At 63.7% G+C, this 21,594-nt stretch carries 26 protein-coding genes; 1 reads left to right on the plus strand and 25 read right to left on the minus strand.

Going from position 1 to position 21,594, the window contains the following annotated elements:
* Positions 1–8: 8 nt before the first annotated feature.
* The 25 genes from ccmE to DES43_RS05380 all read right to left on the minus strand — a co-directional run bounded on the left by ccmE (position 9) and on the right by DES43_RS05380 (position 19,134).
* A complete protein-coding gene (ccmE, locus tag DES43_RS05265) occupies positions 9–446 on the minus strand; it encodes a cytochrome c maturation protein CcmE (RefSeq protein ID WP_035022970.1) in 438 nt (145 codons plus the stop codon).
* Complete coding sequence (gene ccmI / locus DES43_RS05270; RefSeq protein ID WP_035022973.1) at positions 443–1,576, minus strand: c-type cytochrome biogenesis protein CcmI; 1,134 nt, start codon at positions 1,574–1,576, stop codon at positions 443–445. Before ccmI ends, ccmE begins: the two co-directional genes overlap by 4 nt.
* A gap of 105 nt (positions 1,577–1,681) precedes the next feature.
* Complete coding sequence (locus DES43_RS05275) at positions 1,682–2,104, minus strand: hypothetical protein (RefSeq protein WP_035023466.1); 423 nt, start codon at positions 2,102–2,104, stop codon at positions 1,682–1,684.
* A 141-nt stretch (positions 2,105–2,245) separates the two neighbouring features.
* Complete coding sequence (locus tag DES43_RS05280) at positions 2,246–3,571, minus strand: ATP-binding protein (RefSeq protein ID WP_133674859.1); 1,326 nt, start codon at positions 3,569–3,571, stop codon at positions 2,246–2,248.
* 116 nt (positions 3,572–3,687) lie between these two features.
* Positions 3,688–4,353, minus strand: coding sequence for a response regulator transcription factor (locus tag DES43_RS05285; protein WP_035022979.1), 666 nt, complete (start codon positions 4,351–4,353; stop codon positions 3,688–3,690).
* An 87-nt stretch (positions 4,354–4,440) separates the two neighbouring features.
* A complete protein-coding gene (locus tag DES43_RS05290) occupies positions 4,441–4,692 on the minus strand; it encodes a hypothetical protein (RefSeq protein WP_035022981.1) in 252 nt (83 codons plus the stop codon).
* A 121-nt stretch (positions 4,693–4,813) separates the two neighbouring features.
* On the minus strand, positions 4,814–5,020 hold the full coding sequence (locus tag DES43_RS05295) for a hypothetical protein (protein WP_035022983.1): 207 nt from the start codon (positions 5,018–5,020) through the stop codon (positions 4,814–4,816).
* Between the two features lie 25 nt (positions 5,021–5,045).
* Positions 5,046–8,939: a baseplate multidomain protein megatron gene (locus tag DES43_RS05300; RefSeq protein ID WP_035022986.1), complete on the minus strand. Its 3,894-nt coding sequence runs from the start codon at positions 8,937–8,939 to the stop codon at positions 5,046–5,048.
* Positions 8,940–8,956: 17 nt separating this feature from the next.
* Positions 8,957–9,388: a C40 family peptidase gene (locus DES43_RS05305; protein WP_133674838.1), complete on the minus strand. Its 432-nt coding sequence runs from the start codon at positions 9,386–9,388 to the stop codon at positions 8,957–8,959.
* Entirely contained in the window at positions 9,385–10,275 is an 891-nt protein-coding gene (locus DES43_RS05310) for a DUF2163 domain-containing protein (RefSeq protein ID WP_035022988.1), read from the minus strand. The genes DES43_RS05305 and DES43_RS05310 overlap by 4 nt, the downstream gene beginning before the upstream one ends.
* Positions 10,272–10,919 carry a DUF2460 domain-containing protein gene (locus tag DES43_RS05315; RefSeq protein WP_035022990.1) on the minus strand — a complete coding sequence of 216 codons (648 nt, stop codon included), beginning with the start codon at positions 10,917–10,919 and terminating at the stop codon, positions 10,272–10,274. Before DES43_RS05315 ends, DES43_RS05310 begins: the two co-directional genes overlap by 4 nt.
* An 8-nt stretch (positions 10,920–10,927) precedes the next feature.
* Positions 10,928–11,491, minus strand: a complete 564-nt coding sequence (locus DES43_RS05320; protein WP_133674839.1) for a phage tail tape measure protein — start codon at positions 11,489–11,491, stop codon at positions 10,928–10,930.
* Positions 11,492–11,506: 15 nt separating this feature from the next.
* The gene (locus DES43_RS05325; RefSeq protein WP_035022994.1) at positions 11,507–11,713 is read right to left on the minus strand and encodes a phage tail assembly chaperone; all 207 of its coding nucleotides are present in this window, start codon (positions 11,711–11,713) and stop codon (positions 11,507–11,509) included.
* Entirely contained in the window at positions 11,710–12,051 is a 342-nt protein-coding gene (locus tag DES43_RS05330) for a gene transfer agent family protein (protein WP_035022996.1), read from the minus strand. The genes DES43_RS05325 and DES43_RS05330 overlap by 4 nt, the downstream gene beginning before the upstream one ends.
* Positions 12,048–12,464, minus strand: a complete 417-nt coding sequence (locus DES43_RS05335; protein ID WP_035023470.1) for a phage major tail protein, TP901-1 family — start codon at positions 12,462–12,464, stop codon at positions 12,048–12,050. Before DES43_RS05335 ends, DES43_RS05330 begins: the two co-directional genes overlap by 4 nt.
* Positions 12,465–12,497: 33 nt before the next feature.
* Positions 12,498–12,905: a DUF3168 domain-containing protein gene (locus DES43_RS05340; RefSeq protein ID WP_035022998.1), complete on the minus strand. Its 408-nt coding sequence runs from the start codon at positions 12,903–12,905 to the stop codon at positions 12,498–12,500.
* Positions 12,886–13,038 carry a hypothetical protein gene (locus DES43_RS22305; RefSeq protein WP_156953441.1) on the minus strand — a complete coding sequence of 51 codons (153 nt, stop codon included), beginning with the start codon at positions 13,036–13,038 and terminating at the stop codon, positions 12,886–12,888. The genes DES43_RS05340 and DES43_RS22305 overlap by 20 nt, the downstream gene beginning before the upstream one ends.
* Positions 13,035–13,370, minus strand: a complete 336-nt coding sequence (locus DES43_RS05345) for a phage head closure protein (RefSeq protein WP_035023001.1) — start codon at positions 13,368–13,370, stop codon at positions 13,035–13,037. The genes DES43_RS22305 and DES43_RS05345 overlap by 4 nt, the downstream gene beginning before the upstream one ends.
* Positions 13,371–13,940: a head-tail connector protein gene (locus tag DES43_RS05350; protein ID WP_035023003.1), complete on the minus strand. Its 570-nt coding sequence runs from the start codon at positions 13,938–13,940 to the stop codon at positions 13,371–13,373. It lies immediately after the preceding gene.
* A gap of 91 nt (positions 13,941–14,031) precedes the next feature.
* A complete protein-coding gene (locus DES43_RS05355) occupies positions 14,032–15,288 on the minus strand; it encodes a phage major capsid protein (protein WP_035023005.1) in 1,257 nt (418 codons plus the stop codon).
* Positions 15,285–15,872, minus strand: a complete 588-nt coding sequence (locus tag DES43_RS05360; protein ID WP_051520356.1) for an HK97 family phage prohead protease — start codon at positions 15,870–15,872, stop codon at positions 15,285–15,287. The genes DES43_RS05355 and DES43_RS05360 overlap by 4 nt, the downstream gene beginning before the upstream one ends.
* Positions 15,862–16,215 carry a DUF6107 family protein gene (locus DES43_RS05365; protein ID WP_051520357.1) on the minus strand — a complete coding sequence of 118 codons (354 nt, stop codon included), beginning with the start codon at positions 16,213–16,215 and terminating at the stop codon, positions 15,862–15,864. The genes DES43_RS05360 and DES43_RS05365 overlap by 11 nt, the downstream gene beginning before the upstream one ends.
* Positions 16,212–17,399, minus strand: coding sequence for a phage portal protein (locus DES43_RS05370; protein ID WP_035023008.1), 1,188 nt, complete (start codon positions 17,397–17,399; stop codon positions 16,212–16,214). Before DES43_RS05370 ends, DES43_RS05365 begins: the two co-directional genes overlap by 4 nt.
* Positions 17,400–17,414: 15 nt before the next feature.
* Positions 17,415–18,635, minus strand: coding sequence for a DNA-packaging protein (locus DES43_RS05375; RefSeq protein WP_051520358.1), 1,221 nt, complete (start codon positions 18,633–18,635; stop codon positions 17,415–17,417).
* A gap of 7 nt (positions 18,636–18,642) precedes the next feature.
* Positions 18,643–19,134 (minus strand): hypothetical protein, encoded by a 492-nt coding sequence (locus tag DES43_RS05380; protein ID WP_035023015.1) that lies wholly within the window; start codon positions 19,132–19,134, stop codon positions 18,643–18,645.
* A gap of 291 nt (positions 19,135–19,425) precedes the next feature.
* Here DES43_RS05380 and DES43_RS05385 point away from each other — a divergent pair, with 291 nt between their 5' ends.
* Positions 19,426–21,585 (plus strand): transglycosylase domain-containing protein, encoded by a 2,160-nt coding sequence (locus tag DES43_RS05385; RefSeq protein ID WP_035023021.1) that lies wholly within the window; start codon positions 19,426–19,428, stop codon positions 21,583–21,585.
* Positions 21,586–21,594 lie beyond the last annotated feature (9 nt).

Consider the following 21,594-nt stretch of genomic DNA (forward strand, 5'->3'; position numbering starts at 1 on the left):
GGCGATGCCTATTCATTGTGTTGCCAGAGACCCTTTTCCTTCAGGCTGTCCGCAACCTCCCGGGGCATGTAGTTCTCGTCGTGTTTGGCCAGTACGCTGTCTGCGACAAAGCCGCCGTCCGGGCCGAAAGAGCCTTCGGTGATAACGCCCTGCTCCTCGCGAAACAGATCCGGCAGGATGCCTTTGTAGGTAACCTTCACGGTTTCGGCCGTATCTGTCACCGCGAAAGTGACGGTCGCGTCCTGCCCGCGAAGAATGGAGCCCTTTTCCACGATACCGCCGAGACGGATGCGCTGGCCGGGTTGCACATCGGCAGAGACAAGATCTCCGGGCATGTAGAAGTAGGACGCCTTCTGGCCCAGCGCGACGAAGGTCAACCCTGTCGCTGCTCCCAGAAAGGCCAATCCTCCGAAAATGACAGCTAGCCGTTTCTGCTTGCGGGTCATTGAACCTGTTCCGTCATTTTGAGGCCATTCGATGCAGCGAAAGCGATGACTGCCTTGGCCTGCTCGGTGTCCGCCCCGAGAGCCTCGACTGCCCGGGCAAGCACATCGCGGGCCTTGTTTGCATCGCCCAGAACCAGATGCGAGCGGATGAGCTGCTTCCAGCCCTCACCGTCTTGCGGATTTTCGCGAAGGCGCTCGTCCAGCCGCTCGACCATGCCGGCGATCATTTCGGCGCGATCCTGCTCCGACATCGCAGTGGCCGCCTCGACCTCTTCCTGTCCGGGTCCGGGGCCGCGTTCAGCCATCTCCAGCCCGGCCTGCGCCAGCGCCTGCCCGGCCGCGCCGCGCCATGGCGAACCTTCCGGGAGAGAGTCGCGCATGCGCTTCCAGCTTGCAACCGCATCTTCCATTCGCCCGTCCTGGGCGGATGCCATGGCGAGGAAGAATTGCGACCTTGCATCGGAGGGATCATGTTCCAGAGCCGCCAGAAAAGCCGCTCGTGCATCCCCTGCGATTCGACCGCCCGCGGCATTGACCAGCGCCTCGCCGAGGCCGGACTGCCGGTCCGCATTCGAGCCAAGCAGCCTGATGGCATTGTCATAGGCTCGCGCCGAATCCGAAAAACGCTGCATGCGCATATAGATAGGCGCCAGAACTTCCCAGCCCCTGCCGTCGGACGGGTTGGCGGCAAGATGCGATTCGGCGCGGGCGACTAGTTCGTCGACTGTGCTGTCCGCCGGGTTCCTGGCAAGCCGTTCGCTGAGCGGTTGCGATGGAATGTCGGGAGAGCCGAGGCGGGCATACACAGCCCAGCTGACGAGCGGCACGGCAAGGACCGCGATCACCGGGATGAGACGCAGGCCGAAGGACCGTTCGCCGCCCGCCTGCTCCTGGCGCGCAGCGGAAAGGCGCAGAATCCGCCTCCCGATCTCGGCGCGGGCCTGCTCGGCTTCGGAGGGCTGGATCAGTCCGCGGTCGAGATCGCGATCGAGCTCGGACAGCTGATCGCGATAGACCTCAAGATCGTGCGCCGTATCCGAAGATTCGGATTTGGGTCGCGCCGCGAGAGGCAGCAGAACCGCCAGACTCGCGCCCAATGTCAAGACAGCGGCAATCACCCAGAACAACATGCTGTCTAAATAGCCTCGGGGCCATGCGCTGCCAACATGGCGGACCTGCGACCCTTTGACGATTCTTCGTGAAGAAGCGTTGAGGAAAGGGACGCAAAATGCGCGTCAGGTGAGCGGAGTCCAGCTCCCATCCGCATTCCGGCAGGCCGTTCCACGGGCGCTCACGCCGGCGCCTCCGGCGTAGACGGTATGCGTATACTGACGGCAGTCCTGAGAGCCGACGCGATAAGGCTGCGCTGCGACAACTTCGCCGTATCGACCGGATTGGCTGCCACGCCAAACCACCGGCTGCCCGCTCGGTGTGTATTCCAGCGCCTTGTATTCAGCTTCCAGCCCGCTGCGTCGTTCGCTGCCGGAGAGGCCGGAACCGATGGAGCCGCTGACGAGGCCCCCGCCCATGGCGGATATAACCGTTGAAGACACCGGGCCCGATTGCCCACCGCCGCCCGTCGCGCCCCTGCCCATACCGGTCGTGCCGCAGCCCGCCAGCATCAGAGACCCAGCCACCAGAACCAGACGAACGTTCATTTCATCACCTGCACGCCAGAGCATCGAACCCACAATGAAATCCGGCGCCCACACAAAAAGCCGTCTTGCCGAAATTTTCGCATATAGCCGCCGCTAACATGTTCAGTTTGGCCAAATTCAGGTCGTTTGCCCCCGCGCCTGTCATTCGATCCTCCGCAACTGGACAATCGCTTTCAGGCCGCCAAGCCCGCCTCGCTCCAGACGCAGCTTTCCCCCATATTCATTGACCAGATCGGTGACTATTGCCAGCCCAAGGCCCGTCCCCGGCTTGCTTTCGTCCAGCCGTCGTCCGCGTTTCAAGGCATCGCGTGCCTTGTCCTCGGGAATACCGGGGCCATCGTCCTCGATCCATATCTCGAAGCTGTCCGGCTCCCCCTCGGCTCCAGGTACAGGCGCTACAGATATGGATACTTTGCTGCGAGCCCATTTCATCGCGTTCTCGAGCAGGTTGCCGAGCATTTCCTCAAGGTCCTCGCGCTCGCCGGCGAATACGATGTCATCCTCAGGCAGATCAACCGACAGTTTTGTGTTCGGATTCAGTTTGCCGATCACCCTCGCCAGCCGCTCGACCAGCGGTTTGACGGGCGTGCGATAAACCACGCTGTCGCGCTGTGCCGCCACGCGCGCGCGCTGAAGATAGTGTTCGACCTGCTGCTGCATGGAAGCCGCCTGCTCGGCGATCAGCTTTCCCTTCGCTCCGCCCAGAGCGCGTCCTTCATTGAGCAGGACGGCAAGCGGCGTCTTGAGCGAATGGGCAAGATTTCCAACCTGCGTGCGCGAGCGCTCGACAATGCGGCGGTTGTTTTCAATGAGCGCGTTGGTTTCGTTCGCAAGCGGCTCGATTTCGGCGGGAAAACGTCCGTCCAGCCGCTGCGCCGTTCCTTCGCGCACCATGGCGAGCGCGTCTCGCACACGCCGCAACGGCTGGAGTCCGTACAGAATGGCGATGGCGTTGATGGCGATCATGCCGAAGCCGAACAGCGAGAGATAAATGAGCAGGCTACGCTGGAATGCCGCGATTTCCTCTTCCAGCTCGCTCTCGTTACCCATCACGCGGAAGCGGGCGATCTGGTTTCCGGTATCGAGCACGAATTCGCTTTCGAAGACCGCAAGATGTTCCCCGGCAAGGCCGTCGGCAACGTAGCTGCGCTGGAATTCGGTGTTGAAGGGCACGGCGGTGATGCTCGGTGACGGAATCGCTCCTGTCATGGAGGAAGAGCGCAATCCCCCCGTCACCCCCGCAGAGGCAGGCTCCACCGACCAGTACCAGCCGGATCGCGGTTCGGAAAAGCGCAGATCGCCGAGATCGGGCGCACCCGTAAGCCTGCCGTCCTCGGAAACGCCGACCGAGCCGATGAGGTTGAACAGATGTGCCGAAAGCAGGCTGTCGAAGCCGCGTTCGCTCGCCTGCCTGTAAAGGGTGGTGATCAGGGTGAAGACGACGACCTGCGCCAATATGGCCCACATGGTCGAGAAGGCGATGACGCGAAATGTCAGCGACCGGGGCCATAGCCGCACCCTGCCGATCCTGCCAGGCTTTCTGGCGGGTCGGGATGCAGGAAGTGCGGAAAGCTTCTGCGAGTTCAAGCCTCCGGCTCACGAATGCGATAACCCATGCCGCGCACGGTTTCGATCAGGTCGATCCCGAGCTTCTTGCGCAGACGTCCCACGAACACCTCGATCGTGTTGGAATCGCGGTCGAAATCCTGATCGTAGAGATGCTCCACAAGTTCGGTGCGCGAGACGACCTCGCCCATGTGATGCATGAGATAGGCAAGAAGCCGGAACTCAAGCGACGTAAGCTTGAGCGGCACCCCCTCGACATCCGCCTTGGAAGATTTCGTATCGAGGCGAAGCGGGCCGCAAACGAGTTCCGACGAGGCGTGCCCCGCCGCGCGACGGATGAGCGCGCGCAGCCGTGCCAGAACCTCCTCGATGTGGAACGGTTTGGCGACATAGTCATCGGCGCCGGCATCTATGCCGGCCACCTTGTCGCTCCAGCGATCGCGGGCGGTCAGCATAAGCACGGGCATCTTGCGTCCGTCGCGCCGCCAGCGTTCGACCACGCTGATGCCGTCCATCTGCGGCAGGCCGATGTCCAGAACCACGGCGTCGTAAGGTTCGGTATCGCCAAGGAAATGGCCTTCCTCGCCGTCATAGGCCTTGTCGACCACATATCCGGCATCGACCAGGGCATCGGAAATCTGCCTGTTGAGATCCTTGTCATCCTCGACGACGAGCACACGCATGAAAACGATCCTGCCGGTGTAGCGGCCAGTCGGCCCGGTTACTGTCAGATATAGAGCGATTCCGATGCCATTGAAACGAGACGCGAATCAGCCCTTCGGCACCACGATCTCGGTTCGGCGCGGCCGCTCGCCATCCCTGCCGGGAACCAGAACGACGATGACGCAAACCGCCTGCCCCCCCCTGTTGGCTTCGGAGGCCTTGGCAAGCGTTCCACCGTTCTGCGCGGCAACCTGTTGCCCGATCGAGTAGCAATCGGCAGCGGCGGCGGGCGGCGCAAGCAGCGCACAGGCGCAAAGCGCCAGCATTGTCGACCGGATGGTGTTTCGAAGCTTTTCCATGTTCGCCGTTCTAACCTGCCATGGCTGAACGTGAAATGAATGCTGAATGCATCGCGCATATCCCCCCAACAGGCATTTGCACACAAGAACCAAGCCTCGCCGGAGGCATCACCCGGCAATCCTAGCCTATCCTGTCCTTTGCAGACAACCTGCCAAGAATGGCAATCAGGCCAGATATGGCACTGACACTCTGCAACAGCGTATCGGTGATCAGCGCACCGTCAGCCGCATCGATAGGAAGGCCCGTCACGCCGGCCGCCCCGGTTGCGACCGTTATGATCGAAGCCCAGATGGTTCTGGAAAAATACCAGGGTTTGGTTGCCGTCATTGCGTGTTCCTTTCATGTATCTGATTCAAATGAGGGTCAGCCGCGATGTGCGGGGCAGCCCCCAACCGGTCGGCCCGCCCAGCTGGCGCACCGTCAGCTCGATGGTTGCAGGCAGCGTTCCGAAGTCCGAGGCGATGAGAGCCTGCGGATACAGCCAGCCTTGTTCGGCTACCGTTTCGGTACGCACCAGATTTCCGGTCAGATCGGCAATCTCGATCCGGTATTCCTCACGCTCCTCACCCAACGGAATATCGGGGACCTCCCAGCTGTCCGCATCCAGGCGGCCACGGCGAATCCATGACAGCAGTACACCGCCTCCCGCGCGCCTCGCTTTCAGATGCACGGGGGAAAGCGGAAGCTGGGATCGCAATCCACCGACATGCCGCTCCGTGATGAAGTGGAGATCGGAGATATCCATCGCAGTGGGGCCGACCTGCCAGTTGAGCTCAAGGCCGGTTTCACCTGCCTGAAGGCCAGCCGGAACCACTGCCTCATCGAGAATCACGAAATCGGATTCGGCCGGCGCGCCGATTGCCATGGCGTCGCCGGTTCCCAACTGGCCCCGAAGCAGCGAGGACAGGCGCCAGGTTTGAGAAGCTACCTGCTCCGCCTGCCTGAATTGCAGGACCTCCCAGATACCGGAAGCCGACCTGACAGCTGCCAGGTTGGCTCCATTGAGCACCTGAAGCAGACTTGCGCTTTGCACATCGGCGTCGAACAATTCGACCATGACAGAGTTGCCGTGCACGAGCCGGCCTTCAAGTCCTGGTGGCAGGGGTTCAAGCAGGCGTCCGAGTGAAGCGGACCTTGGGACAAGTTGCCGGTAGGCGAAGCCTTCACCTTCGGGCGAGGCGAATACTGTCTGGCTGCGCCAGGGCTTTTGCCAGACGGCGACGCGAAACTGTTCCGTTCCACCAGTTCCACCAACCCCCGCGGGCAGATCGAGAAACAGCACGTGGGGCTGGCCCGCGACAATGGATACCTGCTGTGCAACAGGCAACACCGCTTCCCGCCAGGGGGAAGGCACGGTGGCGAAAATCTGGCGCGCTTCCACCCTGCGGACAATGCCATCCTCAATGCCGGTTACGAGATAGTCCGATGCGGAACCGGACGATGGCAATCGCACGACCGCGCCCGGTACGACATCGGCATTCGGCTGTGGAACCGCAAAAGACACGGTTTCGCGCTGGTACCAGACGCGCTTGAGCCAATCATCCAGCAACGCTCCCGCCTGTCCCGCCTCCAATACACCGGGAAAATAGATCGTCTGCTGCCTGCTGCCGGGTACACCGCTTCGCGAACGCCTGACTGTAGCCGCCTGATAGTCGTTCGCAGGATCGACAAAACTGAGCAATGCTTCGGCGGGCAATTCGTGGTCGGGATTGCGAACCGCCTCTAGCGTCGCCATGCGATCGTCGACGACAAGCTCATCGATTGAAAGTGCCGGGCTTCTCCCGGCACCTGCCCGCTCGATGGTCAGCTTTCCGCCGGCTTCATGTGCACTCAGATCGAACAGGTCGGCCAGCGGTTCAAGCGCCGCACGCGCTGTCGTCGGGTCGGCGATGACATAGCCGTTCACGCAACCGTCGACCTCGCCGACAATCGCGTCATGATAGCCGTGGTCGTGCAGGATCGCGGCTACCAGGGCGGCAACGTCGGGATTGCTCAATCGCCCGTTCAGCCAATGACCCCGGCTCCAGTGCTCGCCATCCGACCAAAGGTCAGTCCGTTGCGGAAAAGCGGGGAACGGACGCGCGTCCCAAGCCCAAAGATAGCTTCTCTCATGGTCGACCATCCGCCCGCCATAGACGGGCGATGTCGGATTTCCCGTTTCGTCAAAGTCCCCGAACGACGGGTCCCAGTGAGACATGTGAGCCTCCAGAAACCGGCTCTGCGCCAGATCGGAGCGTCCCTTGTTCGAGAACCAGGGCGTGGAGCTTTCAGCAGACTTCGGATCCGGGAACGCATTGGGCTGGTTTGGCCCCTTGTCGACAGCGGGACAGCCGAGTTCCGTAAACCAGATCGGCTTGCTTTTGGGCGTCCAGGCAGTCGGCAGCGGCTTTTCGACCCCGCCCACGCGGTCGTAATGCGGACTGGACCACCAGGACAGGATGTCCTTGTAGCGAAACACCCATGGCTTGCCATGCGCGCCGTCGGCGATCGGCTCTCGCGCACGCGCCTCTCTTGCGTCCGTATCGGGGTAATACCAGTCGAAGCCTTCGCCGCCTGTGATGCCGGCGCGCAGTCCCTGCAAGTCGTAAGGACCATCAAAGCCGTCGGGGTTGCCGCCTGCATAATCGGCATCCCGCCAGTCCGCCAGCGGCATGTAGTTATCTATTCCTACAGCATCGATGGCCGGATGGGCCCACAACGCGTCAAGATGGAAGAAGACGTCGCCCGAACCGTCCATCGGGTGGTGGCCGAAATATTCGCTCCAGTCCGCCCCGTAGCTGATCCGCGTCGACGAACCGACCAGCGTGCGTATGTCGGCTGCGAGCGCGCCAAGCTGTTCCACGAAGGGGAAGGCGTCAAGCTCATCACGCAATGTCGTGAGGCCGCGCAATTCACTGCCCAGCAGGAATGCATCGACCCCGCCTGCCCTTGCCGCAAGATGCGCATAGTGGAGGATGAAGCGCCTGTAGCCCCAGTCTGCCCCGCCACTGAAGGAAATCGTATTTCCGGAATAGGAAAACTGGTTCTTCTGCGCGGAACCGCAGAATGCCGCCACCTGCATTCTCGACTGGATCGAGCAGTCGGCCGTTTCAGGTTGCAACGGGGCAGGATGACACGTGATGCGGCCGCGCCACGGATAAGCGGCCTGGCCCGCTCCGCCATACGGATCCGGAAGCCCGTTGCCGGCAGGAACGTCCATCATGATGAAGGGATTGAGCGTAACCTTGAGGCCCCGCGCCTTTATTTCCGCAATAGCCTCCATGACGCTCCGGTCGGAGGGCGTTCCGCCATATGCTGGCCCGCCGTCATGCTTCGAAACGACCGGGGCGGTCTGCCGCGAAAGTCCCGACACCCGCCACTCAGCCGAAAAGCCGCCATCCAGACCGGTGGTCGTCATGGGCCTGATCCGGCAATGGCCGGCCCTCAGATCGTTGCCGAACCAGGCCACCACCAGAGCAACATGTTTCAGATTGGGGCAGGTCTGCTGCAATTCATCCAGCGAAGCCTGAATATCTGTAGCGCCGAACACCACGCTGCGGTTCACATAGGTCTGGTCGCCGGGCCGTTTGCGGCTTGTCACGGGTGTGGTGGAAAGCCCGTATTCCGTTGCGCCGGGGATCAGCGCGACCGCCCTCACACCCCGATGCACCCTGCCGACCGGCCGGATCACCTCGAATTGCAGTTGCGGGATACGGTTGCCGAAAGGACCCAGATCCATCCGCTCGATGACCACATAGGCCGCGCCCCTGTAGGCGGGAGCATTGCCGGATCGTTGCCTTGCCTCGATCAGAGGGTCCGGCTGCTGGTCCTCGCTGCCGGGATGGACACGCAGTTCCAGCGTCTCGCGATCGATCTCCCGGCCATCCGCCCAGATGCGCCTGATGCCCGCAATCTCGCCCTCGCACAGCAGGAAGGCCGCGTTGGCGAAGTAGGAGTATTCTGTAACCTTCGGCCCCGTCTTGCCCTGCCGCCGGGTAGAGCGACGCTCCTCGAAACGCGTCGCCCATATCAGTGTACCGCCCAGCCGCGCCGTGCCGTACAGACGCGGTATGGACGCGCCTTCCTCTGCGCTGAACGGTCTGGCATTCGCCAGTCTCGGCCCTTCCATGCGCTGCGTGCCGTTGATCAGCGCGCGGTCGATCGCATAGCCCGCCACCGCGCCGACGGCGGTCCCGATCGCACCGCCGAATGTTCCGAGGAAGCCGCCAAGATAGGCTCCGGCTGCCTGCAGCAGAATGGTCGCCATGAAACGCTCCGGCGTGGTCAGTTGTCGGGAAAAGCGAAAACGCCGGCGATACGCCGGCGCCATTGCGGAACAAGGAACGAACGGACCACTCCGCCACCGCCGTCATATGCATGCACGAAGTGATCCTGCGTGACCGCGATGCCAGCGTGTCGCGCCGGCAGATGCGGCCTCCAGCGGAAGATGAGCAACCGTCCGCGCAGACAGGCATTCGCCCCGCAGGGCTCGAAATGACGGTACGCTCCGGCAAGCAACGCTTCCCCTGCATCGCCACAACTCCAGTCGGCAGCGTAATCCCGAGGTGCCGGAAGGTCCCACCGATAGAGGGCGCGCCACACGCCCCGCACCAGCCCAAGGCAGTCGCACCCGACACCTTTCGCGCTCGCCTGATGCAGGTAGGGCGTGCCGACCCATGACAGCGTTTCCGCCGCAACATCGTTCACATCGGTCATGGAACCACCGGTCCGCCATCGAAGACGCCGCCGTCGGTAACGTAGGCATAGGCCACGTCATTGCCCGGCAGATGCGGAAAGCCACGGAAATTCAGCGCATTTGCGAATTTCGCCTTGCAGGTCGCGAAGGAATGGTCGCATCCGGCCAGGACGGTGAAACCGTCTCCCGGTCCGATCTGCGGTCCGGAGCCGGCTTGCAGCGTCAGTACAGAAAATGCACCGTCGCTGCGATGATCCAGAACCCTCTCCGATCGCCCCTGCCGCAACCCGCCTGTCCAGGTCAGCGTTCCGAATGAGAACCAGCCCGTATCTATGCCTCCGATTCCCGAAACGCGAACCACGTCCGGTCCCTCGATAGCTTCGACGAGGCCAACGCCTTTGAACGCGGGCTGGCCGAGATCGACGCCGCAACGCGCATCGCCGAGTTCCGCATCGCATTTGCGCGTTACATAGCGTCCGTTTGGCTTGTCCAGCTGATGCAGGAGACTTTCCAGCTCAGCCAGAAAGCGGCCATCCGAGCGTGTGATTCTGCCGACCGTTGCCTTTCTGATCCGCGTAAAGTTCGCGGGCTTGCGCCAGTTGACCAAAAATGTCTCGACCACCGCCCCGTCATAGAGACCCGCTTCTATATCCCCGTCCCGAATACGGTCTGACGACAACGCACCCTCGACATCCACCGTATCGACCGAAAGGCCCAGAGACTGCCGGGCCTCGCTGGCGCTCAATCCCGTTTCCGGCTCGAACACCATTCCGTCCACGCTCAGCCGCCGGTCGTGATCGGTGAAGCCGAACGCGGTCCCGTCCCTGCGCGTCAGCCGCCAGCAATGGCAAACGCTGGTCACGTCCTGCCCGAAATGATCGCGCAATTCGGGTGAGTAAGCGGTCATGGCTGCACCTCGATCAGGGGAATGGAAGGAATTTGCCCGGCCTTGAAGGCCCGCAGACTTACCGACAGGCGGTCCGTGTCGAAACGCACCGGCACGTCGAACTCATAGCCCGCCGTCACCGCCTGCCCGTTCCCCGGCGCGCTGCCCGAAGCGAACACCACTTCGCCAGTGGCCTCGTCGAAGCTGAAATCCGCTGCCGCTCTCTCCACCCCGGCGACTGCGATCCGCAATGTGCCCGCCACCGGTTTCTCAACCGGCCGCCGATAGGCGTCCGGCCCTGCCCCATAAGTCTTGGCCAGCGCGAAACGGCGCGCCGTACCGTCACCTGTCCCAAGCGCCTGGTCGAGAGCCGTGGGAGACGCACCCGGCGCACAGGATTTCATGTCGAAGGGATCGCGGAAGCGGAATCCATGCAGCGAACCGCGCCGCGCCTCGAAGAAGGCCAGCACCTCGTGCAGGTCTTCCAGCGAGCGCAGCCCCGTACCGGCATCGTAATGGCGGCGCGAGTGGGCAAAGCGAGTGTTGCGTTTTTCGCGACCGGAAGTCAGCGCCACGATTTCGTTGCGCCGCTCCGGGCCGCCCGTCGCCCCGAAGGAGACCGCGAGCGGAAACAGCACATCATGAAAACTCGCAAGTTCGGACACGCATCACCTCATAAGGTTCGTGTTCCGCGCGATACCGCACGCGCCAGCATGCCGGTGATCTGCGCTTCGGATTTGCGGAACGATGCTGCGTCCTGCGCGCTCACATTGAAGACGACATTGACCGGCGCGCTTGCCCCGCTGGCGGCAACGCCGAGGCTGCCGTCTGCTCCGCGCCGCAGCGGCAGGATCGCCTCGCTGCCCGCCTCCCCCATAAGGCCGATCTGCCCGCCCATCGGGAAATAGGTCGGCGACGACACCACGCCGCCAGACGCGAAGGGCACCACGCCGCCCTTGGCGAAAGGAAGCGCTCCCCCCAACCCACCCAGCAGGCCCGAAAACAGGGACCCGGCCAGCGATTGCAGCGGCTTCAGCCCCTGCGAGAGCGCCATGCCCGCAAGGTTCAGGGCCAGCTTGCGCAGTACGTCGTCAAGTTCCTTGCCGCCCACCACGGCCTGCTTCATGGCTCCGGCCAGATTGGCGCCGAAGCCGTCGGACAGTTTTTCCAGACTGGCCAGCGCCGTCTGGAACGGCGCGACGTCCGCCTTGATGGCCACGGTCATGTCTTCAGCCATGGTCAGCCTCCTTTTCTATCGATCGGGAAATGCACGCATCAGTTCCGTCAGTTCGGCTCGTGCCGGTGCGGTCTGCCGGCGCCGCGAAAACGGCCGCGCCGCGCGCTCGAACTCGATCGGCGTCATCGCCCAGAAATTTTTGGGGGAAAGCCGCAGCAGGCCGAACCCTGTCGCCATCACCTCGTCCCAGGGAAAAGCCGGGGTGCCCGCTGCGGCCCTCAAGGGCGCGGCGCTGTATCTCCGCCCGCAGCGCCGCCGAACGTCGTCGTCAGCAGGTCGCTGACGATGGCCGCAAAACCCGCAACGCCGCCTTCAACGCTCATACGCCCGACATCTTCGTCGCTCATCGCTTCGCCGGCCCCTCGCAGGCCCGCACCGATGATGCGCATCATGTCGAGCGCCGAAAGCTTGCCGCTTGAAAACCGCTCCACCAGCTTGCCAAGGTCGTCGGCGGCGAACGCGGCTTCCAGTTCGGCCAGCGCGCCCAGCGTCAGACAAAGCCGGAATGGCCTGCCGTCCAGTTCGGCGGCGATCTCGCCGCGCCTGCGATTGGCGTTCATGGCGTCACCGCGAAGCTGATCGGCCCTGCCGATTCCAGCGCCATCTCGAACGTGACCTCGCCGTCATGCGCGCCCGTATATTCGAGAGAGGTGATCTGGAACGGCCCGGAAACAACGCCGAAATCCGGTACGGCAAGCTGCCAGCCGACGATGTCGCCGGCAAAGAAATGCTGGCGCATCAGCGCGTCGGACTGCGCATCCTTGAAGATGCCGGATCCGCTGACGGCCGCGCGCTGCACGCCGCTGCCGGCCAGAAGCTCGCGCCAGCGGCCGGTCGAGTCCGCGTCGGTCACGTCCACCGTCTCGCTGTTGAACGCGATGCGCTTGGTGCGCAGCCCGGCTACGGTGACAAACGTCCCCTGTCCGTCGGAATCGATCTTGAGAAGAAGGTCCTTGCCCTTCTGTGCGACCATATCGGTCTCCCTCATTGCCATGGAATGGAAAGGTCAGTCCGCACTTTCGGTCACGGCGCGCAGCCGCAGCAGGCCGTGATGAACGGAAATGTCGTCATCGAAGCTCACCTCAGCGAACTCGAAGCGAAAATTGACCAGATGCTGGCTGTCGAGCGCCAGCGGCGCCTCCAGCACCCTGCGCACCGCGTCGAGAATGGCGAATGCTTCCTTCTTGCCCTTCGCCTTCGACCAGACATGCAGCGTGACAAGATGTTCGAGCCCGCTCTCGGTCGACGTGCTCCAGTCGAACACACTCACCCGGCCGAAGGTGACATAGGGAAATGCCGCGTCTGTCGGCACGCGGTCGAAGATGCGCGCGCCGCCCAGCAGAGCGGCAAGCGGCGCATCGCCCTCCAGCGCTTCGAACATCGCTTTCTGCAGATCAGCGGAGGCTGCGGTCATCGCGTTCCTCCCTCGCCTGTTCGGCATGGCGCGGCTCGGACCGTCGAAGCTCGACCTGCTCGGCCAGTTCATGGGCTTTCCAGCGCAGCGCGCGCACCAGCCCGTCAAGCGTCAGGGCAATGCTCACTTTCATTTGCCGCCCTCCTGAACCCGGCACACCAGATATCGGCCGCTCTCGTCCGGATCGTGCACCGTCACGATCTCGAATAGGCGCCCGCCACGCCGGAAACGCATGCCGCCTTCGATGCCGGCGCGCTTGCGCAAGGCGATGCGGTGCGTCACCGTTTCCAGCATGGTGTCGGCCCCGAAGCGGCTTTGCGCGGCCAGCGGTTCGATGCGCGCGAAAACGGTCGCGACTTCATGCCATTGTTCGGAAAATCCGCCCATGCCGTCCGGCACGGCCTCGGCCTTTTCGAGCGCCAGTTCGGTGCGCAGCGCACCGGGATTGAGGAAGGAGGCCAGCATTCAAAGCCTCCTCGTCCGGAAGGGTGCGATCAGCCGGTCGTATCCGGCCGGATAGCCCACCGGCTGGTCTCGCGGCCCGAACGCCGTGCGGAATTCGTACCAATGCGCCACGAGAAGCAGCATCGCCCGGCGCAAAAGGTCGGGCACGTCGGTTCCCGCCTCGCCGAAGCCCGCGGTAAAATCGATCTCGATGCCGTTCATCGTGCGCAAAGCCGGCGGTGCATCGCCAAACCGGATGCGCGACGGCCGCGATACGGTATCGGCCTGATAGCTGGCCGGATTGACCAGCGAAGCCTCGCCATCCGGTCCGTAAGCGGTAACGGAAAGGATCGTTCGCACAGGGTGCAGCGCGATTGTCACCGCCCCATTGCGCGGCCATGCATCCAGTAGAAGCCGCCAGCTCTGCTCGATGAGAGCAAGGCCGGTCGCCCGCTCCACCTCCGCGCGCGCGGCGCGGATAAGGCCCGCAAGCAGGTCGTCCTCGCTGGAATGGTCGATGCGCAGATGCGCCTTCGCCTCCGCCAGCGTCACCGGCTCGGCGGAAGGCTCCACGGTTCTGATCAGCGTCATGCAATCGCCCTGTGATGGAGACAAAAAGAAAGCGGCCCCGGGGGGAGGAAACCGGGACCGCAGTGGCAGGCTTGCGCAGCGAAGACCGCGATCAGGCCGTGCCGAACTTGATCAGCTTGATGGCGTCGAAGTCCTGCACCCCGCCGCCCACGCGCTTGGTCGTGTAGAACAGCACATAGGGCTTGGCGGAATAGGGATCGCGCAGCACGCGCACACCCGCCCGGTCGACCACGAGATAGCCGCGCCCGAAATCGCCGAACGCGATCGGCGTGGTGCCGGAGCCGATGTCAGGCATGTCCTCGGCTTCCACCAGCGGGAATCCCATCAGCATGGCGTTCTGGCCGGGGCCGGCCGGCGGCTGCCAGATGTAGTTGCCGTCGCCGTCCTTCAGCTTGCGGATCGCCGCCTGCGTCTTGCGGTTCATCACCCAGTGCGCGTTCTGGCGATAGCCCGCCTTGAGCGCATAGACGGTATCGATCAGGATGTCGGATTCGTCGTTGGCCGCGAAAGCCCCGGCCACGCCGGTCAGCGTATAGCCGATGGAGCCCCACGCCCAGGAGGTCTCGGCAACCTTGGTGTAGTCGAGAAAGCCCTTGGGCTTGTTGATGCCATCGCCGGACACGAAGGCCGCCCCTTCCTGCTCGGCAAAGGCGGCCTCCACCTCGGCGGATATCCACTGGTCGAGATCGACGATGGAGTCCTCCAGCAGCGTCGCGGTCGCCGCAGGCATGGCGTAAAGCTCCATGGTCGGGAACTGCAGCTCTGCCAGCGTCGCCGTATTGGTCTGCGGGCGCGCCGCCGTCTCGGCCACCCAGCCGACAGCCGGGCCGTTCACCGCGAACGGCTTCTTCAGCACGGCGGAAGACACCTGCCGAACCGAGGCGATAGAGCGGATCGGCGACATCGCGGCGAGGCGCTTGCCGATCTCCGCTTCCGTTTCGGGCGGCACCAGATAGCCGCCATCCTGCCCCGACCCATAGGACATGGCCTTGGTGTCGAGCGCGCGCAGGTGGCGGTCGTCGCCGCTGCGCATATAGGCGTCGAAGGCTTGCTTGTGCTCGGAAGGCAGCACCGCCTGTTCACGATCCAGAATCGGGCGCGCCCGCTTCAGGGTCAGCTGGTCGATGGCCCGCTTCTGCTCATCGAGCGCGCGAGAGATGCGGTCCACCTTCTCGGTGGTCAGCACGTCGGCGCCCATCCGACGCTCCATTTCGGCAAGCTTCTCGTCGTTGCTTTCCCTGAAAGCCTCGAAGGTGGACATGAACTCGCCGAAGGCGTCCTTCAGGTCCAGATGGTCGCCGCTCATCGACTTGGTCTCAAGCGGCTGGGCAGGCTGCGATGCATTCATAGAGAACGTCCTTTCGGGTTGATGATGCTGATTGCGTGGCGGATCGCCCTGGTGAGCTGACGCACACCTGTTTCATCGTCGGCTGACTGCTTGCGGCGTCTTGCCTTGACGGTTTCAACGCGCGCCGACGGTTGCATGGGAAAGGTCACCACCGAGATTTCCCACAGGTCGGCCTCGACGATGTGGCGGATGCCGCCGGCCGTGTCGCGTCGTGTGCGCACTGCCTTGAAGCCGATGGAGAGGCCGTCGAGCGCGCCGCTGCGCAGCAGCGCCAGCACCTCGGCGGCGCGCTGCACGCCGAGCGTGAGCCGGCCCCGCACGAACAGGCCACGCCTGTCCTCCCGGATTTCGGTCCACACGCCGATCGGCTGCGCCGCGTCATGCTGGTAGAGCATGCGAATGCCGGAAGCCTTTCGGCGGCGCAGCGATTTCGCGAATGCGCCCGGCTCCACCACATCCTTGCCAAGATCAACGACGCCAAACACGCTGGCATAACCGGCGAAAGCACCGCTTGCTTCCACCTCGTCGACCACAAGATCTGCGAACTTCCGTTCGAAACCGGGTAACACAGGCTCAGCTTTCATTGCCGTTCCCCTCGTCACTGCCTGCGCGCGGGCGGTCGGGCCGACACTGTCCAAGAAACTTCAGCACGAAGCCCAGCGCCCACCAGGCGCACAGGCTGGCCAGCGCCGAGCCCATCAGCACCATCTCGGAAGAGCCAATCCGCTCCTCGATGCCGAGGTCAGTCGCGACCTTCAGGCCAGCCGTCCCGCCGAAAACGACGCCGCACATCACGCCCACGACGAAGCGCGATGCCGCCTCACGCCGGCCCTGCGGCAGGATGTAAACAAGCGATGCCGCCGATCCCGCGATGGCGCCAACACCCTTGGCAGCCCACAACCAGCTTCCCTGCGACATGTCGGTCATGACAGGTCTCCTTCGCCTGCGCGGCGTGGCTGATAGCCCACCGCCTCGCGTTTCTCGTCATCTGTCAGGAAGGAGGCCGCTTCGAGCCGCGCCCACAGCGCATCGCGGTCGCTGGTCAACCCGTCGACGCGATCCGCATCGTACCAAAGCCGCAGGTTCTCGCCGAAAACCGGCCTTAGCCAGGCCGACAGGTCTCTGGCGGTACGCGCCACCAGCGGCAGCACCGTCAGCCGGTAGAAGGCCCGGTTCGCTTCCTGATAATTCGCGTAAGTGTTGTCGCCCGGAATGCCGAGCAGCATGGGCGGCACACCAAAGGCCAGCGCGATATCGCGACTGGCAGAATGCTTGGCCTCGACAAAGTCCATATCGCGCGGCGTCAACCCCATCGCTTTCCAGTCGAGCCCGCCTTCCAGCAGAAGCGGCCTCCCGGCGCGGGTGGCACCCGAATAGCCCTGCTCCAGTTCGGCCTTCAGCCGGTCGAACTGTTCGTCGGTCAGGTTGCCACCCTCTTTCGGCGCATAGACCAGCGCCCCGGATGGCCGGGCGGAATTGTCGAGCAGCGCCTTGTTCCAGCGCCCTGCGGCGTTGTGCGTGTCGAGCGCCATGAGCGCCGCCTCCAGCGGCGGAAAACCGTAATGGTCCTCCAGCGGATGAAACAGCGTCAGATGCACAGCTCCGCCGGCGTGGAGCGCGACCCGCCGTCTTGCGCTTCCTTCACGATGATCCAGAGCAGCCGGCCAGCCGGCAGAGTCCGTTACAACGGTCACACGGTCGGGGCGCAGCAGATGCAGTTCGCGCGCCTCCACACCGGCCTCGATCAACTCGACATAGGCGTTTCCGGCCAGCAGCAAGTGTCCGTAGAGCGCCTCCAGAAATGTCGCGCCGGCCTGCCGCTGGTTCGGCCGCTCCAACAGATCGAGCAGCGGATGCGCCTCGATCTCACTGTTTCCTTCATAGAGCAGCCAGGGGATGCTCGCCGCCGATTCGGCGATCAGCCGCACTGCCCGGTGCACGATCGGGTTGCGCATGAAACCCTCGCGGGCAAGCGTCGCATAGTCGCGGCGCGTCCAGCTCGCCTCGCCCTGGGCATGAAAGGCGATGAAGCCAGAGCCCGCAGAGTCCTTGGTTTCGAGACGCGCACCGCCATTCCCCGCATTTCGGGGCCAGGGCCATTTCCAAGCCATTGCAAATCCTGTCGGTTAAAGAAGATCGCGGATGCGCGGGGCAGACCCCCTGCCCGATGTCAGTTCGGTGATCGCCCACACCAGCGCATCCATGCGGTCGGGCGAGCGGCCTCCGGGCAAGCCGTCCGGGCCGAAATCGCACATTTCATCTTCCAGCTCGGAAAAGCGCGCCGCATGGCGCACCCTGCCCTGCTGGTAAAGTGCCGCCACCGGTTCGGCCCGCAGCCATTTTCCACGGCTCGCCCGCACCGGTTTCACCGGCACGGAGGGGTCGACAGTGTGCAACACGGCAGTCGCCATCTCGCCACCCTGATTGACCTCCACCACAAGGCAATCGGCCTGAAGCCGGTGAAACAGGGCAATCGCTTTCGCAGCCCATTGCTGCGGCTTTGCCGCCCTTACCGTCTCGTCGGCCAGCACAATCGCAAAGCCCTGCGCATCCAGCCCCGCCGCGACGATGCCGCACGCATCCGAGGTGCGGCGCGAGCTCGCCGGCGGATCGACCGCCACCACGATGCGCTGCAGCTCCATGCCATTCGCACTCGCCATGGCCTGCTCCAGCATGGAGCGCGACCACAGCGCGTCCTCGCGGTCCTCGATCAGCTCGCCGCCGAGTTCCTGCCGGCCCAGCCGCGTGCCCGCATAACGCCGCTCGATCGCCTCGATGAAACCCGGTGCAAGATTTGCCCGGTTCTCATGAGTACCGAGCTTCGTCAGCATGACGGACGGATCGGCCAGCAGCCGCTTCATCAATGGCGTCGGACGCGGCGTGGTGGTGATGAGCTGGCGCGGTCGTTCTCCCAGCCGAAGGCCGAACTGAAGCATGTCGTAGGTCGCCTCGGCATTCTTCCACTTGGCCAGCTCATCGCACCACGCAGCGGCAAACTGCGGTCCGCGCAGGCTTTCGGGGTCCTCGGAGGAAAATGCCTGCGCCACCGCCCCGCTCGGCCATAGAAGCCGCCGCCGCGACACCTCGTAGCGGGGCCGGTCGTCGCGTGCCACACTGGCTATTCCCGAAGCGCCGTCGATCATCACCTCGCGCACATCGCCCAGCGTCTCGCCCACCAGAGCGATCAGTCCATGCCGGTTGCCCGGGCGGGCGAAAGGCGGCAATCCCCGCGCCAGCGCGATCACCCATTCGGCCCCGAGCCGGGTCTTGCCCGAGCCGCGCCCGCCCATCACCAGCCAGCCGACAGGGTCGCACCCGATCTGAAGCTGGTTCGCGCGCCCCCGCATCAGCCATTCACACGCCGCCTTCTGTGCTTGCTGTGGCTGCAAGTTGTTCTTCAGCCATTCGAGTTGCGAGCTCGCCCGCAAGCTCGACGATACGTTCCTCGATCCGTTGCAGCGTATCGGCAAGGTCCTCATTATCCCTGATCTGGTTTTCCCTGGCGGCTTCTTCCGGCCGCATGATTTCGCCGATCTTCTCCAGACCGCGGATCATCGCGATCAGTCCATCGATGGCGCCCTTGTCGATGCTGCCGCCGTTTTCGGCAGCCTCTCCCAGTTCCTCCACCTTGCCGAGGACCATGCCGGCCGCCTTGCGGATCCGCGCCGATACGTCCAGCGGACCGGCCTCGACCAGCTTCCAGCCTTCGTTTCGCGCCAGCCGCTGCAAGGCTGCAACCGACCTGCCGCTGGCCATCGCCAGCCGCTCGATCGTCGCATGCCCACCCTCGGCCAGTATGCGCAATGCATGCAAACGGGCACTCTGCCCTGCCGCTACTTCCGGCATGGTCCTCGCCTCATCGAATCGTGAGAAAGAAGAATTGCGATTGAATGGATCGCCGAGCGGTCTCTCCCGACCGCTTCGTGTAAACTCGCCTGCGCCAGTCACACTTTCTTGACGATAGCCGGACACTATCAGGACAGCGTCACGGTGTCAAGAATTAATTCCTAGGATTTTTTACTTACGATACCGTTACGCACCGCGATTGAACGTTTCCCCTTGCCGGCCTTCACGGTATGGAGGAAAAGACGTGAGCGGGGCGGTCCATCGCCCTTATTGCAGCCGGGCAGCTTGTAGATGGTCAGTTCCCTGGAGCCGAAGAAGAAACGTGGTCGTGTCGCCGCTTTCCTGCTGGCAATCGACGCCTGGCTCGATTCGACTCTTTATGAGGCCGGTTTCAAATTCCGTGAGTTCTGGGAAGCGGCGACCATCTTCTTTCGCCGTTTCCGTGTCAAAGGCTGGCGGCGCGGTGCCGTTGAGCTGTTGAGCGAAGGCTTCACGCTGGGTGCAGGCGGTGCGGTGGTCATGCTGGCGCTGGCCATGCCGGCCTTCGAGGAAACGGCCGGAGACTGGCGCGCCCAGGACGATTTCGCTGTCACCTTCCTCGACCGCTACGGCAACGAGATCGGGCAGCGCGGCCTCATCCAGCGCGATTCGGTGCCGGTGGACCAGATGCCCGATCACGTCATCAAGGCGGTTCTTGCAACGGAGGATCGCCGCTTCTTCGACCACTACGGCATCGATATTCTCGGCCTCATACGCGCCATGACCGAAAATGTCCGCGCCAATTCTGTGGTTCAGGGAGGTTCCAGCCTCACCCAGCAGCTCGCCAAGAACCTGTTCCTGTCCAACGAGCGCACGCTGGAACGCAAGGTGAAGGAAGCCTTCCTCGCGCTGTGGCTGGAAGCGAACCTGTCCAAGAAGGAGATACTGCAGCTTTATCTCGACCGCTCCTATATGGGCGGCGGCACATTCGGCATCGAAGCAGCGGCCGATTTCTATTTCGGCAAGAGTGTGCGCGACCTCACCCTTGCGGAAGCAGCCATGATGGCCGGCCTGTTCAAGGCTCCCAGCAAATACGCCCCGCACGTCAACCTGCCGGCAGCGCGCGCGCGCGCCAATGTGGTGCTGTCGAATCTCGTTGACAGCGGGTTCATGACCGAGGGCCAGGTGTTGCAGGCGCGCCGGCATCCGGCCGATGTGGTCGATCGCGGCGACCGCAAGAGCCCCGACTACTATCTCGACTGGGCTTTCGAGGAGGTGCGCAGGCTGGCCGCCAGATCGCGCCAGCATTCTCTGGTCGCCCACACCGCCTTCGATCCCAATATCCAGCAGGCAGCCGAGGAATCCCTGGAATTCCACCTGCGTCAACACGGCAAGGACTATAATGCCTCGCAGGGCGCCATCGTGGTCATCGAAACCAACGGCGCGGTGCGCGCCATCGTGGGCGGACGCGACTACGGCGCCAGCCAGTTCAACCGGGCCACAAAAGCGCTGCGCCAGCCCGGCTCCTCCTTCAAGGCATATGTCTATGCCGCTGCCGTGGAGCACGGCTTCACGCCGGACACCATCGTTTCGGGCGCACCCGTCAGCTGGGGCAGCTGGCATCCCGGCAACTACAACGGCGCTTCCGCCGGCCGCATGACGCTGACCACGGCCTTCGTCAAATCGATCAACACCGTTCCGGTCCGCCTCGCCAAGGACAATCTCGGCATCAAGCCGATCAAGGAGCTGGCCGAAGCCATGGGCGTCGAATCAACGCTGGAGTCGCACAAGACCATGGTGCTCGGCACCTCCGGCATGACTGTCATGGATCAGGCCACCGGCTACAGCGTCTTTCCACAGGACGGAATGGTTGGCACTCGCCATGGCATCACCCAGCTCGTCACCCATACGGGCGACGTCATCTACGATTTCGCCAAGGACGCACCGCCGCCTCGCCGCGTTCTTTCGGAACAGGCCGTGTCCTACATGAACACGATGCTGGTTCAGGTGCCGGTTATCGGCACCGCCCGCCGCGCCGCACTGCCCGGCGTCGTCTCGGGCGGCAAGACCGGCACCAGCCAGTCCTACCGGGATGCGTGGTATGTCGGCTTCACCGGCAACTACACGGCGGCCGTATGGATCGGAAATGACGACTACAGCCCGACGCGCAACATGACCGGCGGGTCGCTGCCGGCCATGGTCTGGCAGCGACTGATGGCCTACGCCCACCAGAACATTGACCTGAAGCCGATCCCCGGCATTGCCAACCCCTTTGTCGATGCGACCGTTGCAGCCAAGGCCGAGGAAGCGGCAAAAGCGGCCGCACAGGCGGAAGCCGACCGCGCCGCAGCAGAGCGCCCACCTGTCCTGTCCAGCCGCAGCACACAGCTTTTGCGCCAGATGAACAGGCAGTTCCTGTCGGCCCCTGCGCTCCGGCCGGATGCAGAACCGGAGACGGTGTCTTCACTGTGATCTTTCCGC

The organism is Aquamicrobium defluvii (assembly GCF_004363725.1).
GTDB lineage: Bacteria > Pseudomonadota > Alphaproteobacteria > Rhizobiales > Rhizobiaceae > Mesorhizobium > Mesorhizobium defluvii.

Coding starts and splice junctions, on each gene's coding strand:
- ccmE (WP_035022970.1), bottom strand. CDS start 446: ATGACCCGCAAGCAGAAACGGCTAGCTGTCATTTTCGGAGGATTGGCC.
- ccmI (WP_035022973.1), bottom strand. CDS start 1,576: ATGTTGTTCTGGGTGATTGCCGCTGTCTTGACATTGGGCGCGAGTCTG.
- DES43_RS05275 (WP_035023466.1), bottom strand. CDS start 2,104: ATGAACGTTCGTCTGGTTCTGGTGGCTGGGTCTCTGATGCTGGCGGGC.
- DES43_RS05280 (WP_133674859.1), bottom strand. CDS start 3,571: ATGTGGGCCATATTGGCGCAGGTCGTCGTCTTCACCCTGATCACCACC.
- DES43_RS05285 (WP_035022979.1), bottom strand. CDS start 4,353: ATGCGTGTGCTCGTCGTCGAGGATGACAAGGATCTCAACAGGCAGATT.
- DES43_RS05290 (WP_035022981.1), bottom strand. CDS start 4,692: ATGGAAAAGCTTCGAAACACCATCCGGTCGACAATGCTGGCGCTTTGC.
- DES43_RS05295 (WP_035022983.1), bottom strand. CDS start 5,020: ATGACGGCAACCAAACCCTGGTATTTTTCCAGAACCATCTGGGCTTCG.
- DES43_RS05300 (WP_035022986.1), bottom strand. CDS start 8,939: ATGGCGACCATTCTGCTGCAGGCAGCCGGAGCCTATCTTGGCGGCTTC.
- DES43_RS05305 (WP_133674838.1), bottom strand. CDS start 9,388: ATGACCGATGTGAACGATGTTGCGGCGGAAACGCTGTCATGGGTCGGC.
- DES43_RS05310 (WP_035022988.1), bottom strand. CDS start 10,275: ATGACCGCTTACTCACCCGAATTGCGCGATCATTTCGGGCAGGACGTG.
- DES43_RS05320 (WP_133674839.1), bottom strand. CDS start 11,491: ATGGCTGAAGACATGACCGTGGCCATCAAGGCGGACGTCGCGCCGTTC.
- DES43_RS05330 (WP_035022996.1), bottom strand. CDS start 12,051: ATGAACGCCAATCGCAGGCGCGGCGAGATCGCCGCCGAACTGGACGGC.
- DES43_RS05335 (WP_035023470.1), bottom strand. CDS start 12,464: ATGGTCGCACAGAAGGGCAAGGACCTTCTTCTCAAGATCGATTCCGAC.
- DES43_RS05340 (WP_035022998.1), bottom strand. CDS start 12,905: ATGACCGCAGCCTCCGCTGATCTGCAGAAAGCGATGTTCGAAGCGCTG.
- DES43_RS22305 (WP_156953441.1), bottom strand. CDS start 13,038: ATGAAAGTGAGCATTGCCCTGACGCTTGACGGGCTGGTGCGCGCGCTG.
- DES43_RS05345 (WP_035023001.1), bottom strand. CDS start 13,370: ATGCTGGCCTCCTTCCTCAATCCCGGTGCGCTGCGCACCGAACTGGCG.
- DES43_RS05350 (WP_035023003.1), bottom strand. CDS start 13,940: ATGACGCTGATCAGAACCGTGGAGCCTTCCGCCGAGCCGGTGACGCTG.
- DES43_RS05355 (WP_035023005.1), bottom strand. CDS start 15,288: ATGAATGCATCGCAGCCTGCCCAGCCGCTTGAGACCAAGTCGATGAGC.
- DES43_RS05360 (WP_051520356.1), bottom strand. CDS start 15,872: ATGAAAGCTGAGCCTGTGTTACCCGGTTTCGAACGGAAGTTCGCAGAT.
- DES43_RS05365 (WP_051520357.1), bottom strand. CDS start 16,215: ATGACCGACATGTCGCAGGGAAGCTGGTTGTGGGCTGCCAAGGGTGTT.
- DES43_RS05370 (WP_035023008.1), bottom strand. CDS start 17,399: ATGGCTTGGAAATGGCCCTGGCCCCGAAATGCGGGGAATGGCGGTGCG.
- DES43_RS05375 (WP_051520358.1), bottom strand. CDS start 18,635: ATGCGGGGGCGCGCGAACCAGCTTCAGATCGGGTGCGACCCTGTCGGC.
- DES43_RS05380 (WP_035023015.1), bottom strand. CDS start 19,134: ATGCCGGAAGTAGCGGCAGGGCAGAGTGCCCGTTTGCATGCATTGCGC.
- DES43_RS05385 (WP_035023021.1), top strand. CDS start 19,426: ATGGTCAGTTCCCTGGAGCCGAAGAAGAAACGTGGTCGTGTCGCCGCT.